Origin of the sequence: Herminiimonas fonticola, from assembly GCF_003293745.1 — a bacterium.
GTDB classification, from domain to species: Bacteria; Pseudomonadota; Gammaproteobacteria; order Burkholderiales; family Burkholderiaceae_D; genus Oxalicibacterium; species Oxalicibacterium fonticola.
This window is the reverse complement of record NZ_PTLZ01000001.1, coordinates 474583-489388: the sequence shown is the minus strand read 5'-3', so window position 1 is coordinate 489388 and position 14806 is coordinate 474583. Positions and strand designations below refer to the sequence as shown.

Genomic DNA, 14806 nt, shown 5'->3' with positions numbered 1-14806 from the left:
GGGCACACCTGGTCAGCCATGCATGTCACCCTCTTAATCCGCAATCAACTCGCGCCACGAAACGCGTCGCGCGCCATTGCCACTTCCGGGATTGGACGATGGATCATCCATTACAGTAATGGTGCCACCTGTATCCGTAATCAAGGTGACGGTTTTACCGGTATTCAATTTCAATGTTTTCATACCGGCGACCAAGCCCGCCTGCCGACGTCCGGCAACATTGCCCGTTGCGCCTTCAACAAATTGCCCTGTTTTGAAATCAAGTGAATATATCCATGCATATCCACCAGGAGTACATGCATCATTCTTTGGAACATTACCCGCCACCGTCAACAATCCCAATTGCTGCTGCATATCGACATTGACCCGCTCACCAGGTGACTTATTACCTGGATTAAGATCCATGTACCAACCTGATTTGCTGGCCCAGTCAACAGCGTTGCTTGATGTAGTCCGCGTAGAGCCATCGGCACTGGTAGTCAATGTCTGTTGCACCAGCACGCCAGCAGTACGAACTTTTCCCAAACCGGTTTCAGTCAGATTGTCTTTCAACGAATAAATCGACTGTATGCTCGTATTAGTCAAATCGGAAATACCCAGATAACGCCCGGTTGCAACATTCACCACCGGATAGCTAACCCCGGCACTGGCAACCTCAGTCAACTCTGGCTTGATCGTGACAGATTGCGTACCGATAGGAGACACATTACCCAACTCGGCCAGCAAGGTCACCTTATTCCCGGTCGGAGCTATCCGGTCATCGGGATCGAAGCGCCATACGTTGCCCAGCAAATCGCCGCCATAAAACCGTTTGGCGGTGTTGTCACTGAGACTGTCTATCCACGCATTGATTTTAGCCAAACCACTTGGCGTAGTTGTGTCGCCAACATTTGTGTCTAGCTTGGAAAGCAGCACGCCGGTATCGGCATTCAAGACATACAGGTGACCTTCTCCATCGCCGCTACCTGTATGGTTATTGTAGCCTGATGTAAAGACAACCACCCAGGTACCATCAAGGCGTTTAGTAATCACAGGATTACCGTAGCTGTACCCAAGATCCACATCATTGGCGTCGGTAAAATTCCACAATGCCTTCGGATTTCCCGGATCGGTAATATCCAGCGCATAGTACCCTTTGCCACCTGCATTAAGGCCACCGACCAAAATCGTTTTCCATTCATTCTTTGTGCATGTCGTTGGAGTAATCAGGCCTGCATTCGGGCAGATGTCCCCGACGGTAGGTGCACCATCAACATAGTATTGATGATTCGCTGGATAATTCTTGTCCGCCAATTTATACAGATTAGGTAAAACCATAGGTGGGATGTAAGCCCATTTCTCGGTACCCGAGTCGGCCTGACCGATCGTCGCATCGAACGCATGCAACATGCCATCGTTCGCCGCTACATAGACCATCCCCAAGCGATCTTTCTGATGCGTTTTGTACGCGTCATAATTAGCGTCAACATAAACAAAAGGCGGCGCCTTCACATATACAGGTTGCGAACCTATCATGTCACCCAATACGTGTTCACGGTCCCTGTAGATAGGGTTCGCATTGCCCGCCTGATCTTCATAAGCATTCTGGCCGCGAATAAATTTTAAAAGGTTTTCACCTGGAATCAGGCCCCTCTGAATCGTCGTCAGATTTGGGCCACCTATCGAATCACTGCATTGCGATAATCGCACCGTGGGTGCACACATGCTGTTGAAATAAGCCTGCTCATCTTCCGTCAGCCTTGCCCAGGTAAATGGCTTCAGTTTGTTCGTATCCGCTACTAACCCGCTGTACGTATAGATAGTGCGGGTATCAGCAGTTGCAGTGACTCTTGTATCCAGCTTTGTCTGTGCTGACCAGCTAGCCGTATCTGCAATTGCCCCCGTGCTTGGATCTATCGTTTTCGCCTCGAGGTCCCCATCCCAAAACACGGTACGATACATAGCAAGGAAAAGGAAATTGTCGCCAGCTACCGGCTCAAGATTACTGGTAGCTGCAGCAACACCGGAGCCCTCACGCGCCTTGGCACTCGTCAGTACCTTGGTGATACCTTTAATGAGCGTGTCAGGCGTCTGAGCGCTGAAATAACTACCACGCCCGTTGACCGCAGCATGCCAAAGATCATCAACAGCAGTTGGCTTATCCGCTTCCGGAACGGGCCAATCTTTGGTGGCATTCTTGATCGCTTCATAATCCGCAGATCCGCCGCCCAGATAATCTTCCGAATACTGAAGCAGCCCATTTAACCCCAGGCCGAGCGTAAAGGTTGTCATGTGCTGAGAGCCTTTGTTATCCAGCCCCGACCCAAGCACATTGTTCTCGCAAACATCCGCGCTGCCGCCCAGCGCCCCCGTACAGTTTCCTAGGGCAGTAGTACGCAAATCAGTATTGTAATAATAGGCCGCGACGTCGGCCAGCGAATTAGAAACGCCACCACTGGTAACGACACTGGGAGCAGTGCTGAATGCAGTCGCGGTGGCGGTCATGCCCCCCGTTTTGGTCACTACCGGCGTATATGTAATTGCCCCCAAAGCGGTAGGCGCCTTAATGGTCACAACGTTCCCGGACACCGTCGCCGTATAACCATTTTTACTAATTAAAGCAGCCGTTCTGGAAGCCACCGTGTTGCTGTTAGAACTATCGTTGATGGAGCCAGACATGATTTGGGTGCCATTAACAACAATCCCGCTTACCAAAGTATTGCTGGAGCCGCTAAAGGTAACTGTAGCAGTCGTGTAACTAACATTGGTGACGACCGTGCCGTCATACATAGGCCGGAGTTCTGTCGCATCCTGGTTACCGACATCCGTCGTGCCGTCTAACTGGTAACCGGCATCACCGTTCCAATACCCATCGGTCGACAGGATAGTAAAATTTTGCTGGCAAGAATACTGCACCGGATCGTCTGTTCCGGTCAGCAATTTCCCCGCATAGATCCGGCCAGCCTTCGATAAGGCCGCACGCAAAGGCGTCCCGCCCGAAGGTACCGCGTTATACAGTTTGGTGTAAAAACTGGCTTTTTGGGTAACATCGAAATCTGCAATTTTCAAGAATTCGGCATTGCCAGAGTCCGTGCCGGTATAACTGATCGTCGAGTAGCCGACACGATAGCTGCTGCCTACGGCTTTGAATGCCCTGCCTGCCGCAGTTTTCATTGCCAGTATGCGAGTACGGTAATAACTGTACCAGTTGGCAAAATTGGTTTTTAACGCCGCAGCGGATGCGGTTGTGATCGTCACCTTGGTAAATTTCCCGTTACCAGGATTCGACCCAACATCGCTATCGCATTCCTTGTAAAAAGTAGTTGATGTATCAACATTTTCGCTTGAGTTGTAAGTAAAACCCAAGGCCTTAGTAGCTCCCGAATAAGTAAAGTAATAACTATTATTCAGATTGACCGGATTGTTTGCCCCTCCGGAACCGGAAGTGGCCGCGTTTAAACCATTTGGAAGTGCAGCAGTAAAACTCGCATCAGCAAAGCTTGTTCCATCGGCGTTGACCGGCGGGGTGTAAGTGACGGCGGGGTTGTAATACATCCCATTGCAGTGATTGCTTCTTGACCCGTATTCATCATCATCGAAGTTGCCAGCAGCATCAGGCGAATAATCCCAAGCCATGCTGCCCGAATCATCCAGAATGAACATGACATTTGGCTTGACCACGTCAACTGAAGAGGAAGCCAAAGGAGCATTAGCGATATCGGTTTCGGCAGCATGAGCACCGTACCCGACAAGCATCAATGCAAACAATATCATCGGGAATCGCGCACTATAGGATAGGTATTTCATCATGGTCTCCGGATATTGCTATCGGTTTGTACTTGTCATGTCATTCTCTCGTCATGAGACAAGAGTAATGCGCTAAAAATGAATCATTGCTTCCACAAAACTCACGGTATTCCGCGGTCCTTTTACCCGAGAGACTATGCGATAGTAAGGACCAGGCAAAGGCTCAAACCGTTTGTCGTCGCCATACTTGATCTCGCCTCGTTTAGGACTGGTGGAGCTGCTGGATTGATAAGTGACGCAAGTGTTGCCTGCACTGTTCGGATCAGATTCAGCCAGGCATAGGCGGTGAATGATGTATGAAACTGAATTGTCTCCAACCGATATTGCGGGAGCAGGTTTAACGCAGACCGAAAACGTCAAGCCGCTGCAATTATTGTCCTCCCAATCAACCGCAGGTGTTGTTGCCGTACTATTCCTATTTGTTGGATCAAGCGTAGATTGACTTGTTGCGTAATATCCTGCGGCCGCATTATTTGTATATAAGGCGATGGAGCCATTCAAAGGCGTCAACCAGCTAATTGCAGTCTCTGCCCCGGCATCTGCAGCCAGGGTGGCGCCTTGCTTGAATGCCATGTTACCAGCGACCAAATTGCCTGTGTCGACCGAACGCACCAACCCTATACCTGCGAGCGTCATCGCAACCAATACGATCAGTGCGATGAAAAGCACGACGCCCTGCTGACGGTGTACTCTCCGCATCGAATAGGCAGGCAGCACAACGCAACGTTCAACATTGCCGTTGAAGCGGGAATTTAATTTCATGTCTGCCCCCACAACAAATTCCGCAACGGAATGATGTTCTCGAATGTTTTATAGCGATAACACTTCCAGTTTGCATTGGCCGAGCCATCGGGATTTTTGCTGACATCGATATCACCACCTGCCCATGTCGGTTTATTTACAGTGCGACCTGCTACTGCAGTGTCTATCGTAATATCGCAAACGCCACTGGCATTGGGTTTTTCCATCAAGGGGCTGCGTGCAACCACCGCCATGCGCACCGCGATGACCCTAGCGATGTCGCCAGCATCATTCACAGTGCCACTAGCATCTGCATCTATCATCGTGGCACTCCATGTATCGACTCTAGGGTCGTTTTGCGGCCATGCACGGGTATCAAAACCATATTCCGCTTGCATGTTGACGATGTCAGAAATGATCGCACGTATAGTGCTTGTATTGGTCGCGCTTGAAAAATCAGCAAGTATCAAATTACCGTTCGCCAGCGAATAAGTCCGGTCTATCAATGCTCCCAAATTAAGTACCAGTGCACCGACACCATAGCCACTAGCAGGGAAAATATTGCTGCCCCCCGGCGGATTCCATTCACTGGTATTTTGATGATGAACCTGTACATTGCCATTGGGGATTCCAGTAGCCTGCATTAGCGTGCAATCTTTTCCTGGTTCGTATGCAACCAGTAAATCACCCTCCTCCATGCCCAAGGTGGTATTGAGAAAAATATTGGTAGCTTGAGGAGGATGCTCAACAGTTATTCGGCTCGGAAGACTCCAGCCAGCCTTGGAACTGGAAAGTATACGGATGCTATCTGGTGCGCCAGCAGCACCATTGGCGATCACCACAGGGGCTAAAGATAAATCACCAATTGGTGCCGAGTCATAATATCGTTTGACGGTGCAGCCTAATGCGCCTGGCACGCTCATGCCATATCCTGCCCGACGCACATCACGCTCGACTGTATAGAGAGCAGTCACACCATTAGTCTGCGCGTCCGCACCCGTGGTGGTCGTTCGTTTCTGCCCCTCGAAAACGACGGATACCTGCATGATGATCAATACACCAAGTAGACCGATTGCGACACCAACCATGATTTCCACCAGACTGAAACCTTGGTTGCGGCGCGTTGAAAAAGAATAATGCATCACCAATTCCCCCGCGCTACTCGTGCAGCCGCGTGACCGCGACGTAATTGTGTCGTCCCGACTCCCCCGGAGCCTGCCAGAATACGGTCACTGTCACCATATTGTTTGCATCGACCGCTATAGTCGGCAGATTTTGTCCGGCCACAGGCGGGGCTACGACGGCATCAATAATACCTGGTAGCGCTTGAATTACTCGCCCCTTCCATGCAACAAACTGTGCACCACTGGCTGTCCCATAATTGGCAACCAAGGTCGCGTTTGTCTTGTCGCCGGTCCACATTTCGCCGATGACCTGATTGGCCAGCAAACTAGCATCCGCCCGATACTTTGCATTGGTAGTATCCTTGACCGATGCCCCAAGCAATGCGACCAAGGCAAGAATACCCATCGAAAAAATCAGGATGGCGATCAGGCTTTCCAGCATGACCGACCCGCGTTGTTTGAGTATAGAAGTTTCCATAATCATATTAAGAACAACCCTGTGGATTGCTTGCCAATGCGTGTAGCGGATCACACATACGAACCAGTCCACCGGTACCGACAACTATCACCAGCCTGCGCGCATCATTTGCAAGGGCATTGATGATATCGATGCGCGTAATGTCCGTCCCGATATTGGCGGCAGGTATACTGCCCACGCCATTGAATGTCACGCCCGCACCGCCAGCCCCAGACAAGCCGGCGCCAGCTGCAAGCGCGGTAGCATATTGCGTATTTGGCACAGGCGTAGGTGGTACATCAGTACTAATGCCAACGCGCGCATTCGCGCCCCCCTCTGCAGCCGAACGTTGCTGTATCACTTCGCCACAAGCAGCACCCACAACGACACAGACGTTCCACGTCACCAATCCAGTGGCACTGGTCAGATTAAAGCGCACATTGGTATTGCGTCGCACCGCTTCGTTACGCGCAGTCTGCAAGCCATTCTGAATCGATTCAGCCGCAGTACGAACCTGCGTATTTTGCATCCACAACCCAAATGTAGGCATGCCGACAGCCAGCAGGATCGCCACTATGGCAATGCCTATCATCAGCTCAATCAGGCTGAAACCGCGCTGATGGCGAAGAATTAACATCCGCCACCTTTCTTGACGACCCAGCATGCGATGGGAGCAGTTCCCCAGGCAGCATTCGGCACCGCTGTCGTTCTACGGTTGCCAGCTTGATCGATCGTGTAGGCAAATCCATTCATGCCACGCCCTGCAATCCCTGTTGCAGTAATCAGGTAAAACTGATTCGTCCCGCCCACACCGCCACCCACACTCCAGTTACATGTGTAGGTAAAATTATCTGAAGCAGGATTCGGTACTCCACAATTGGCATCATCGGATCCATAATTCCGAGCGTCCTGATAAAACTGTTCGAGTCGAATACGCATGCTGGCCAATGCGCTCGTTGCCTCTGGAATTTTTCCACGTATTACATAGTCGCTGTAAGCAGGCACAGCCACTGCGGCAAGTATCCCGATAATTGCAACGGTAATCATGAGTTCAATCAGCGTAAATCCGGCCGATTTGCGCTGATTGAAAGAAGAGGAAAAAATATGTTTCATGGCATGTTCCCTTTAAGTAATATTAATTTAAACCAATCGAGCCGCATTACTAGGCACATCCGATAAACGGTGCAATTCCCGCTCCCAACGGCTTGCTTCATATCACTACATGTCGCAAAGAAGCCGCTAGAATGCCTAACTTCACCCAAGAAACTTCATATATGCCCGCAGATATCCGCATCACCCTGAACCATGGCTTAGGCTGTCTGACACTAGATCGCCCCCAAGCCATGAATTCTCTTTCGCTGGGCATGATCCGTACGATGACGCAAGCGCTATCGGCATGGCGGACGGATGAAAACGTACACGCTGCGCTGATCAACTCCAGTACCCCAAAGGCATTCTGCGCAGGTGGCGACATCCGTTTTTTTCATGAGGTTGCGCATGGTGGATTGCAAGGTGGCAGCGCACTCTTGGAAGATTTTTTTACCGAAGAATACGCGCTCAATCACTTGATTCATCATTACCAAAAACCTTACATTGCCCTGCTGGACGGCATTGTGATGGGCGGCGGCATGGGCATCTCTCAGAGTAGCTCGGCGCAGAGCATACGCGTTGTCACAGAGCGCACCAGAATGGCGATGCCGGAGGTGAATATCGGATTATTCCCTGATGTCGGCGGCGGTTATTTCCTATCTCGACTGCCAGGTGAACTTGGCACCTATCTTGGATTGACGGGCGAAATCGTTGCTACCGACGATACCTTGTACGCAAATCTGGCCGATGTATTTGTGCCGCGCGCAGAATTGCCGGCGCTAATGACTCTGCTTGAATCAGTCGATGACCATCAGTATCAGCAAGCGGTTGATGAGTTTGCCGCACCGTTTGCAGCGCAAATCGATCCAGCAAACAGCATGCTCGCCAAACAACGCCATCTGATCGATCATCATTTTGCACATGACAACGTGGCAGCAATCATGTCCTCTTTGGCGCAGGATGACGATCCTTTTGCGCAGAAAACGCTAAACACCATATTGAAGCGTTCGCCGCTGATGGTTTGCGTATCGCTAGAACAAATCCGTCGTTCGGCGAAGATGGAGCTGGCAGATTGCCTGCGCCTGGAGCGCACCATGGTAAGACGTTGTTTTGAACACGGCGAAACCGTAGAAGGGATACGCGCGCTGGCTATCGACAAGGATAATGCGCCGCAGTGGCGACCGCCTTCTTTGCCAGAAGTAACGCAGGAAATGATTGCGCCGTTTTTTACTTCTGCATGGCCTGACTACGCACATCCATTGCGCGATCTGGTTTAAGGTATAGATCCTGCGCGGAGGTGATTTTTTGTCGCTTTCATGACATGAGTTCGGCTTTCGCCGAACATCATTGACTGAGCATTTTTGAAAGCGATATTTCTTGATATCGGAAGTGACGCTTACATCTCTTCAATCATGAACAAGCGCCTATGCTCGCGTATCGCGTAACGATCCGTCATGCCGGCAATGTAATCTGCAACCTTGCGAGCCTGCGTTGCAATTGCCTGCGGCGTATCGCTAATGATCTGTTGGTAATCGGGCGGCAATAGATTCGGTTCGCGCATGAAGGCATCGAACAATTCCGTCACGATACGGCGGGCCTTGCTGGTCATGCGATTGACTTGATAGTGCTGGTAAAGATTCTCTCGCAAGAAGCGCTTCAACAAAACGGCTTCTGCGCGCATTGCGTCAGAGAATGCGATCAACGGAGCCGCATTACGCACATCATCCATCGTCTTTATTTGCGCAGATTGGATACGCTGTTGCGATGTTTCGATCACATCAACAATCAGCGCATTGATCATGCGACGTATCGTTTCGTTAATCGCGCGTCGTCCATTTATGCCGGGAAATGCAAGTTCAACCTGATGGCGATGACGCGCGTAAAAATCAATTTCATCAAGTTGCAAGCTCGTTAGCAAACCCGAACGCAAACCATCGTCAATATCATGATTGTTGTACGCAATTTCATCGGCTAGATTGGCAAGTTGCGCTTCCAGCGTAGGCTGCTTTTTCTGGATGAAGCGCAAACCGATTGCATCCAGCTTTTTTGCATTCGCTAACGAGCAATGCTTGAGTATGCCTTCGCGTGTTTCAAACATCAGGTTCAAGCCATCGAATGCACCGTAACGCTGCTCCAGTTCATCGACCACGCGCAAGCTTTGCAGATTATGTTCAAATCCGCCATAGTCATTCATGCAGGCATTCAACGCGTCTTGCCCGGCGTGACCAAATGGCGTATGCCCCAGATCGTGCGCCAGTGAAATTGCCTCGACCAAGTCTTCGTTCAAATGCAAATTGCGCGCAATCGAGCGCGCAATTTGTGCAACCTCAATACTATGCGTCAAACGGGTGCGAAATAAATCGCCTTCATGATTAACAAATACCTGGGTTTTATATTCCAGCCGGCGAAATGCAGCGGAATGAATAATGCGATCACGATCGCGCTGGAATTCGGTACGCGATGAGGTTGCAGGCTCTGAATAACGACGCCCCGCAGATTGTTCTGAGTGCGCCGCATACGGCGCCAGATGGGCTTCGATATTCATATTAGAAAAGCCCCTTAACCAGACTTACCGCAAATGGAATCAGCCTATGCATGCATTCAAGGTTTGGAGCAAGACATCTTGCGGTACCGTAGTGATGATCGAGGCGCCCAAGGGTTTGAGCAAAATGAATTTGATTTCACCGCCCTCATTTTTCTTGTCGACTTCCATCAACTCTAACCATCGTGCCACGCCGAGATCCGGCGCTACTGTCGGCAAACCTGCGGCTTTCACTACTGCGACTATGCGTTCTTTTGATTGCGCGTCAATGAAACCCAGGCGCTGGGATAAATCAGCGGCCATCACCATGCCGCAACCAACTGCTTCGCCATGCAACCAAACACCGTAGCCCATACCGGCTTCGATCGCGTGGCCAAAGGTGTGACCGAAATTCAGGATCGCACGCAAACCGCCTTCACGCTCATCCTGGCGCACAACATCTGCCTTGATTTCACATGAGCGCTTGATGGCGTAAGCCAATGCATCCGCATCTTTTGCCACGAGCTTGGCAATGTTCGCTTCTATCCAATCGAAGAAAGGTGCATCGATAATTGCACCATGCTTGATCACTTCAGACAAGCCGGCGGAGAGCTCGCGCGCAGGCAAGGTGTTCAATGTTGAAGTGTCGGCAATCACCGCTTGTGGCTGGTAAAACGCACCGATCATATTCTTGCCGAGCGGATGATTAATCCCGGTCTTGCCACCAACAGATGAGTCGACTTGTGACAGCAGCGTAGTAGGCACTTGGACGAACGGCACGCCACGCATGTAGGCTGCAGCGGCAAAACCTGTCATATCGCCGATCACGCCGCCGCCCAGAGCGATCAAGGTGGTTTTTCGATCGCATTTCTCAGTAAGCAACACGTCGAAAACCTTCATCAGGTTGGTCCAATTTTTTTCTTCTTCACCGTCCGGCAAAATAATGTGCGTTACCCGCTTGCCCGCAGCTTCCAGCGTTTTACTTAGGCGATCAAGATAGAGCGGAGCAACTACCGTATTTGTCACAATTGCGACGCGAGGACCAGGGATATGTGCAGCAACGACCGCAGGATCGCTCAGCAACTCCTGTCCTATGCTGATGGGATAACTACGTGCACCTAAATCAACGTGCAGGGTATGAAAAGAAGAAAGCTGTGCCATCGTAATATGTTTTGATAAAGAATCCTGTTGCTGCGACGTAGGCGCATTTACTTGCGCATGTTCCGGCCCCAACTGCGCCAGAATCGATTGCATCAGGAATTGTACGTTAGGCCGTCCAGTGTCAATGACGATGTGGGCGACTTCATTGTAGAACGGTTCGCGCGTACGCGATAAATCTTCTATGGTTTTGCGCGGATCTGCGGTTTGCAACAGGGGACGGTTTTTGTCGTGACTGGTACGCTGCAAGATGCTGTTGACGCTGGCACGCAGATAAATCACTGTGCCGCGCGACTTGAGATAAGCCCGACTTTCTGGGTTGAGTACCGCACCGCCACCAGTGGCCAGGACGATATCCTGTTGCGCCGTCAAGTCACGAATAACTTCCGCTTCACGCTGGCGAAAACTCGCTTCGCCTTCGATTTCAAAGATCAAGGGAATCGAAGCGCCAGTACGCGCTTCAATTTCATGATCGGAATCAATAAACTGCTTGTTCAGCCGTTTTGCCAGCGCACGACCAACTGTCGTTTTTCCGGCCCCCATCAAGCCGACCAAAAATATATTTCCACCCACGTTACACTAACTCTTTCTCGCCAAATGCGGCGACCGAGAGGGCCGCCGCCACAACCAGCATCCTACCTGATTGATACTTTGTCAGTCAGAATTTTAGGTGTCAGGAAAATCAACAATTCGGTTTTGTCGTTGGTCCGACCGGTGTTCTTAAACAAATTACCGAAAAGCGGAATGTCGCCAAAGAAAGGCACTTTTGAAATAGAAGTACGTTCAGTCTGTTGGAAGATACCGCCAATTACAACTGTGCCACCATTGTCAATTAGGACTTGTGTTTTTACGTGCTTGGTATCAATCGCAAAGCCTGCCGGTGTCTCGATGCCAACACTATCTTTATTGACATCGACGTCCAGAATGACGTTGCCATCTGGCGTAATCTGCGGAGTAACTTCCAGCTTCAGATTGGCTTTTCTGAATGAAATACTGGTCGCGCCACTGCTGGTTGCCTGTTGATAAGGTAGTTCCGTACCCTGCTCAATCAATGCCTTCAACTGATCTGCAGTAATGACACGCGGACTGGAAATGATTTTTCCCTTGCCATCAGCTTCCAGCGCAGACAATTCCAGGCCAATAAATCGGGTGGCAGCAGCATTAAATAAGGTCAACGCAACCGAGCCGGCACTGCCCCCTGTAGAACTAGCCGGCAAATTGACTGCACTGCCACCTAGGCTCGGCAAAGCGGCGCTCCCGCCGGGAGTAAGCTGATTGCCGCCAAGTTCATAGTTCCCCTGTTGCCTCACACCAAAGGATAGCTTGGCACCCAAACTACTACTGAATGTGTCAGTTGCCTCAACAATTCTTGCCTCGATCATCACTTGACGACTGGCAATATCGGTTTTCTGCACCAGCGCACGAATCTCTTCCAATTTGGATGGGATATCGGTGATGAACAGTTGATTTGTACGCGGATCAACAACAGCACTTCCACGCTTGGTCAAGATGCTACGGTTACCGCCATCAATGCCGAAGACCTGCTTGAAAGATTCTGCTTTTTGATAGTTGAGTTGGAAAGTTTCTGTTCTGACCGGCTCAAGCTCGGCAATTTGCGCGCGCTGCTCAAGCTCCAATTTCTCTTTCGTCAACAGCTCATCACGCGGAGCTATCCACAACACCGAACCGTTTTTTCGCATATCCAGGCCTTTGGCCTGCATCACGATATCCAGTGCCTGATCCCAAGGCACATCCTTCAAACGCAAAGTCAGATTGCCACCGACCGTATCACTGGTAATGATGTTCAAACCCGTGAAGTCGGCAATAACTTGCAGCACTGCGCGCACTTCGACATTCTGGAAATTCAAGGATAGTTTTTCACCACGATAATCGCGCACACCCTGTCCGAGTTTGTTCGGCTCTTCTTTCAGCGGCTTGACTTCAATTACCAGTTGCGAATCGCTTTGATAAGCGCTGTGCTCCCACAAACCTTTCGGCTCGATGGTCATGCGCACGTTTTCGCCTTGCTGCTGCGTCGTGATGATATTGACCGGGGTGCCAAAGTCAGCGACATCCAGACGACGGCGCAATACGTCCGGCACTGTAGTTTTCATAAAATCGACTTCGATTTTCTTGCCCTGTTGACGAACATCAAGCGCAACTTGATTATTTGGCAAATCGACGACAATTCGGCCTTCGCCATTATTCCCACGACGGAAATCAATATCACGCAAGGCTTGACGGCTCGAAACCACACTCACTTGCGAAGACGCTACCGGTAGTCCGGATGCATTGACTGCCGTTGCCAAACCGCCTGTGCCGTCAATGGTAACAATCACATTCTTGCCATCAACTGTAGTCGCGTAATTCAATGCACGCGTCAAATTGAAAACCAAACGAGAGCGCTCGCCTGCTTGTACGACATTGACGTTACGCACATCGCCCAAACCGATATCTTGCATGCCCTTGCCGGTTGCATTGGCCGTGCCGGCGAAATCCAGTGCGATACGCGCTGGATTAGTGATGGAAAATCCGATTGGAGGTTTGGTGAGCGGATTTTTCATCGCCACCCGCACCACTACATTGGACCCCTGCTGATTTGCGGTAATCGATTCAATTGCGTTCTCCTGCGCCGCTACGGCACCGCATATCGCCACAAGATAGATGAACGCACATGTACGCTTAAATGTTTGCATGATTCCCTGCGAGTCTTTGAGTTGTTTTTGGTGCGCCATCATTTTTGCGTCTCCTGCAATTCCAACTTGGCCTCACGCTCGACCCATTCGCCGGACGCGTCTTGAACGATTTCTTTCAACTCTACTTCGGTGTCAGTAATCTTTACGATCATCCCAAGGTTCTGTCCGATGTAATTTCCCACCTTGACTTGAAATACCGATTTATCAGCTTGCAGCAACGCAAAGGTCAAACCTGGCTTCGCCAATGTGCCAACCATGCGCAAATTATCCAGTGGGTAGCTTTCAAGCGCTTCTCGGCGACGCTCCAGATCCGGGCGAATAGAACCCCCATCTTTTTTTGACTTCGCCAAGGCAACTGCCAGCTTGTTAGGGCTATAAGGATCTTCTCTTCCTTTGGCGTCGTATGAAAACGGAGTAAATTTCTTCGGCTCGGACAAGGGTTTGATTGACACTCTGGTTTGCTGCCGGACTTCTTTCATCCATTGGCTAACATCATGTATGCCGCCATCCCCGCAACCGAATAGGCCGACTAAAAACAAGCCTGACACGCCAAGACGAATCCATTGATAGCGCTTCATTTTTTGCCACCTTTTTTCGCCCCTGCCGCAGCACTGCGTTGCGCCGCAACTTCGCCATCATCCAGATAGCGAAAAGTTTTGGCCACAGCATCCAATGTCAATGAATTATCTTTTGCCACAACCAAATTCATCCGATTAAGGGTCACGATACGAGGCAAATTTGCAATGTCACTCGCAAATGCAGCAACATCATGGTAATGACCAGTTACTTTTATATCGATAGGCAATTCAGCGTAATAATCTTTTACCACCACTTGACCCGGTTTGAACAATTCAAATTGCAAACCGCGTCCCAATCCTGCCTGGTTGATATCCGATAACAAAGCGTCCATTTCTGCCTTGCTTGGCAATTGCTTTTCCAGCGTCGCGACATATTCACTGACCTGCACTTTTTGCTTGCGCAAACCGTCCAGATTAATTGCCTGTTGTACTTTTATTTTGTAGGCATCTTTCAGCGTCAACTCTTCTGCCGCAGTTCGATCCAACTCCTCAAGCTGGGTACTCCAATATGCGTACCATCCCACTACCAACACGGCCAGCAATACCCCGACACCACACAACATACGTGGAACGATGGGCCACTGACCGGGATGCAAGCCATTCAGATCGCGAAACTGCGCACTGATCGACTCTCCAATATTTTTCAAATCTGCCAT

12 protein-coding genes are annotated in these 14806 nt (G+C 50.4%); 1 reads left to right on the top strand and 11 read right to left on the bottom strand.

Features of this window, described 5'->3' with window-relative positions:
- Nucleotides 1-33 precede the first annotated feature (33 nt).
- From Hfont_RS02460 to Hfont_RS02435, 6 genes are all read right to left on the bottom strand, one after another.
- On the bottom strand, nucleotides 34-3789 hold the full coding sequence (locus Hfont_RS02460; protein WP_112990641.1) for a pilus assembly protein: 3756 nt from the start codon (nucleotides 3787-3789) through the stop codon (nucleotides 34-36).
- Between the two features lie 69 nt (nucleotides 3790-3858).
- A complete protein-coding gene (locus Hfont_RS02455; protein WP_112990640.1) occupies nucleotides 3859-4548 on the bottom strand; it encodes a pilus assembly PilX family protein in 690 nt (229 codons plus the stop codon).
- Nucleotides 4545-5669, bottom strand: coding sequence for a PilW family protein (locus Hfont_RS02450; RefSeq protein WP_112991659.1), 1125 nt, complete (start codon nucleotides 5667-5669; stop codon nucleotides 4545-4547). Before Hfont_RS02450 ends, Hfont_RS02455 begins: the two co-directional genes overlap by 4 nt.
- A gap of 16 nt (nucleotides 5670-5685) precedes the next feature.
- Nucleotides 5686-6129 (bottom strand): PilV family protein, encoded by a 444-nt coding sequence (locus Hfont_RS02445; protein WP_206604449.1) that lies wholly within the window; start codon nucleotides 6127-6129, stop codon nucleotides 5686-5688.
- A 7-nt stretch (nucleotides 6130-6136) separates the two neighbouring features.
- A complete protein-coding gene (locus tag Hfont_RS02440) occupies nucleotides 6137-6745 on the bottom strand; it encodes a GspH/FimT family pseudopilin (protein WP_162845854.1) in 609 nt (202 codons plus the stop codon).
- Nucleotides 6739-7221: a type IV pilin protein gene (locus tag Hfont_RS02435; protein ID WP_112990638.1), complete on the bottom strand. Its 483-nt coding sequence runs from the start codon at nucleotides 7219-7221 to the stop codon at nucleotides 6739-6741. The genes Hfont_RS02440 and Hfont_RS02435 overlap by 7 nt, the downstream gene beginning before the upstream one ends.
- Nucleotides 7222-7382: 161 nt before the next feature.
- Between Hfont_RS02435 and Hfont_RS02430 the strand changes: the two genes are divergently transcribed.
- Entirely contained in the window at nucleotides 7383-8474 is a 1092-nt protein-coding gene (locus Hfont_RS02430) for an enoyl-CoA hydratase/isomerase family protein (protein ID WP_241522984.1), read from the top strand.
- Between the two features lie 119 nt (nucleotides 8475-8593).
- On the opposite strand, the gene Hfont_RS02425 is transcribed toward Hfont_RS02430, so the two are convergent.
- From Hfont_RS02425 to Hfont_RS02405, 5 genes are all read right to left on the bottom strand, one after another.
- Entirely contained in the window at nucleotides 8594-9742 is a 1149-nt protein-coding gene (locus Hfont_RS02425) for a deoxyguanosinetriphosphate triphosphohydrolase (RefSeq protein ID WP_112990636.1), read from the bottom strand.
- Between the two features lie 39 nt (nucleotides 9743-9781).
- Nucleotides 9782-11449: a bifunctional shikimate kinase/3-dehydroquinate synthase AroKB gene (aroKB, locus tag Hfont_RS02420; protein WP_112990635.1), complete on the bottom strand. Its 1668-nt coding sequence runs from the start codon at nucleotides 11447-11449 to the stop codon at nucleotides 9782-9784.
- A 62-nt stretch (nucleotides 11450-11511) separates the two neighbouring features.
- On the bottom strand, nucleotides 11512-13572 hold the full coding sequence (locus Hfont_RS02415) for a type IV pilus secretin PilQ (RefSeq protein WP_112991657.1): 2061 nt from the start codon (nucleotides 13570-13572) through the stop codon (nucleotides 11512-11514).
- Nucleotides 13573-13610: 38 nt separating this feature from the next.
- Entirely contained in the window at nucleotides 13611-14150 is a 540-nt protein-coding gene (locus Hfont_RS02410; protein WP_112990634.1) for a pilus assembly protein PilP, read from the bottom strand.
- Entirely contained in the window at nucleotides 14147-14806 is a 660-nt protein-coding gene (locus tag Hfont_RS02405; protein ID WP_112990633.1) for a type IV pilus inner membrane component PilO, read from the bottom strand. The genes Hfont_RS02410 and Hfont_RS02405 overlap by 4 nt, the downstream gene beginning before the upstream one ends.

What these genes read in the sequence shown, in the direction of transcription:
- Hfont_RS02460 (WP_112990641.1), bottom strand. Translation starts at nt 3,789, where the DNA reads ATGATGAAATACCTATCCTATAGTGCGCGATTCCCGATGATATTGTTT.
- Hfont_RS02455 (WP_112990640.1), bottom strand. Translation starts at nt 4,548, where the DNA reads ATGAAATTAAATTCCCGCTTCAACGGCAATGTTGAACGTTGCGTTGTG.
- Hfont_RS02450 (WP_112991659.1), bottom strand. Translation starts at nt 5,669, where the DNA reads ATGCATTATTCTTTTTCAACGCGCCGCAACCAAGGTTTCAGTCTGGTG.
- Hfont_RS02445 (WP_206604449.1), bottom strand. Translation starts at nt 6,129, where the DNA reads ATGGAAACTTCTATACTCAAACAACGCGGGTCGGTCATGCTGGAAAGC.
- Hfont_RS02440 (WP_162845854.1), bottom strand. Translation starts at nt 6,745, where the DNA reads ATGTTAATTCTTCGCCATCAGCGCGGTTTCAGCCTGATTGAGCTGATG.
- Hfont_RS02435 (WP_112990638.1), bottom strand. Translation starts at nt 7,221, where the DNA reads ATGAAACATATTTTTTCCTCTTCTTTCAATCAGCGCAAATCGGCCGGA.
- Hfont_RS02430 (WP_241522984.1), top strand. Translation starts at nt 7,383, where the DNA reads ATGCCCGCAGATATCCGCATCACCCTGAACCATGGCTTAGGCTGTCTG.
- Hfont_RS02425 (WP_112990636.1), bottom strand. Translation starts at nt 9,742, where the DNA reads ATGAATATCGAAGCCCATCTGGCGCCGTATGCGGCGCACTCAGAACAA.
- Hfont_RS02415 (WP_112991657.1), bottom strand. Translation starts at nt 13,572, where the DNA reads ATGCAAACATTTAAGCGTACATGTGCGTTCATCTATCTTGTGGCGATA.
- Hfont_RS02410 (WP_112990634.1), bottom strand. Translation starts at nt 14,150, where the DNA reads ATGAAGCGCTATCAATGGATTCGTCTTGGCGTGTCAGGCTTGTTTTTA.
- Hfont_RS02405 (WP_112990633.1), bottom strand. Translation starts at nt 14,806, where the DNA reads ATGGCAGATTTGAAAAATATTGGAGAGTCGATCAGTGCGCAGTTTCGC.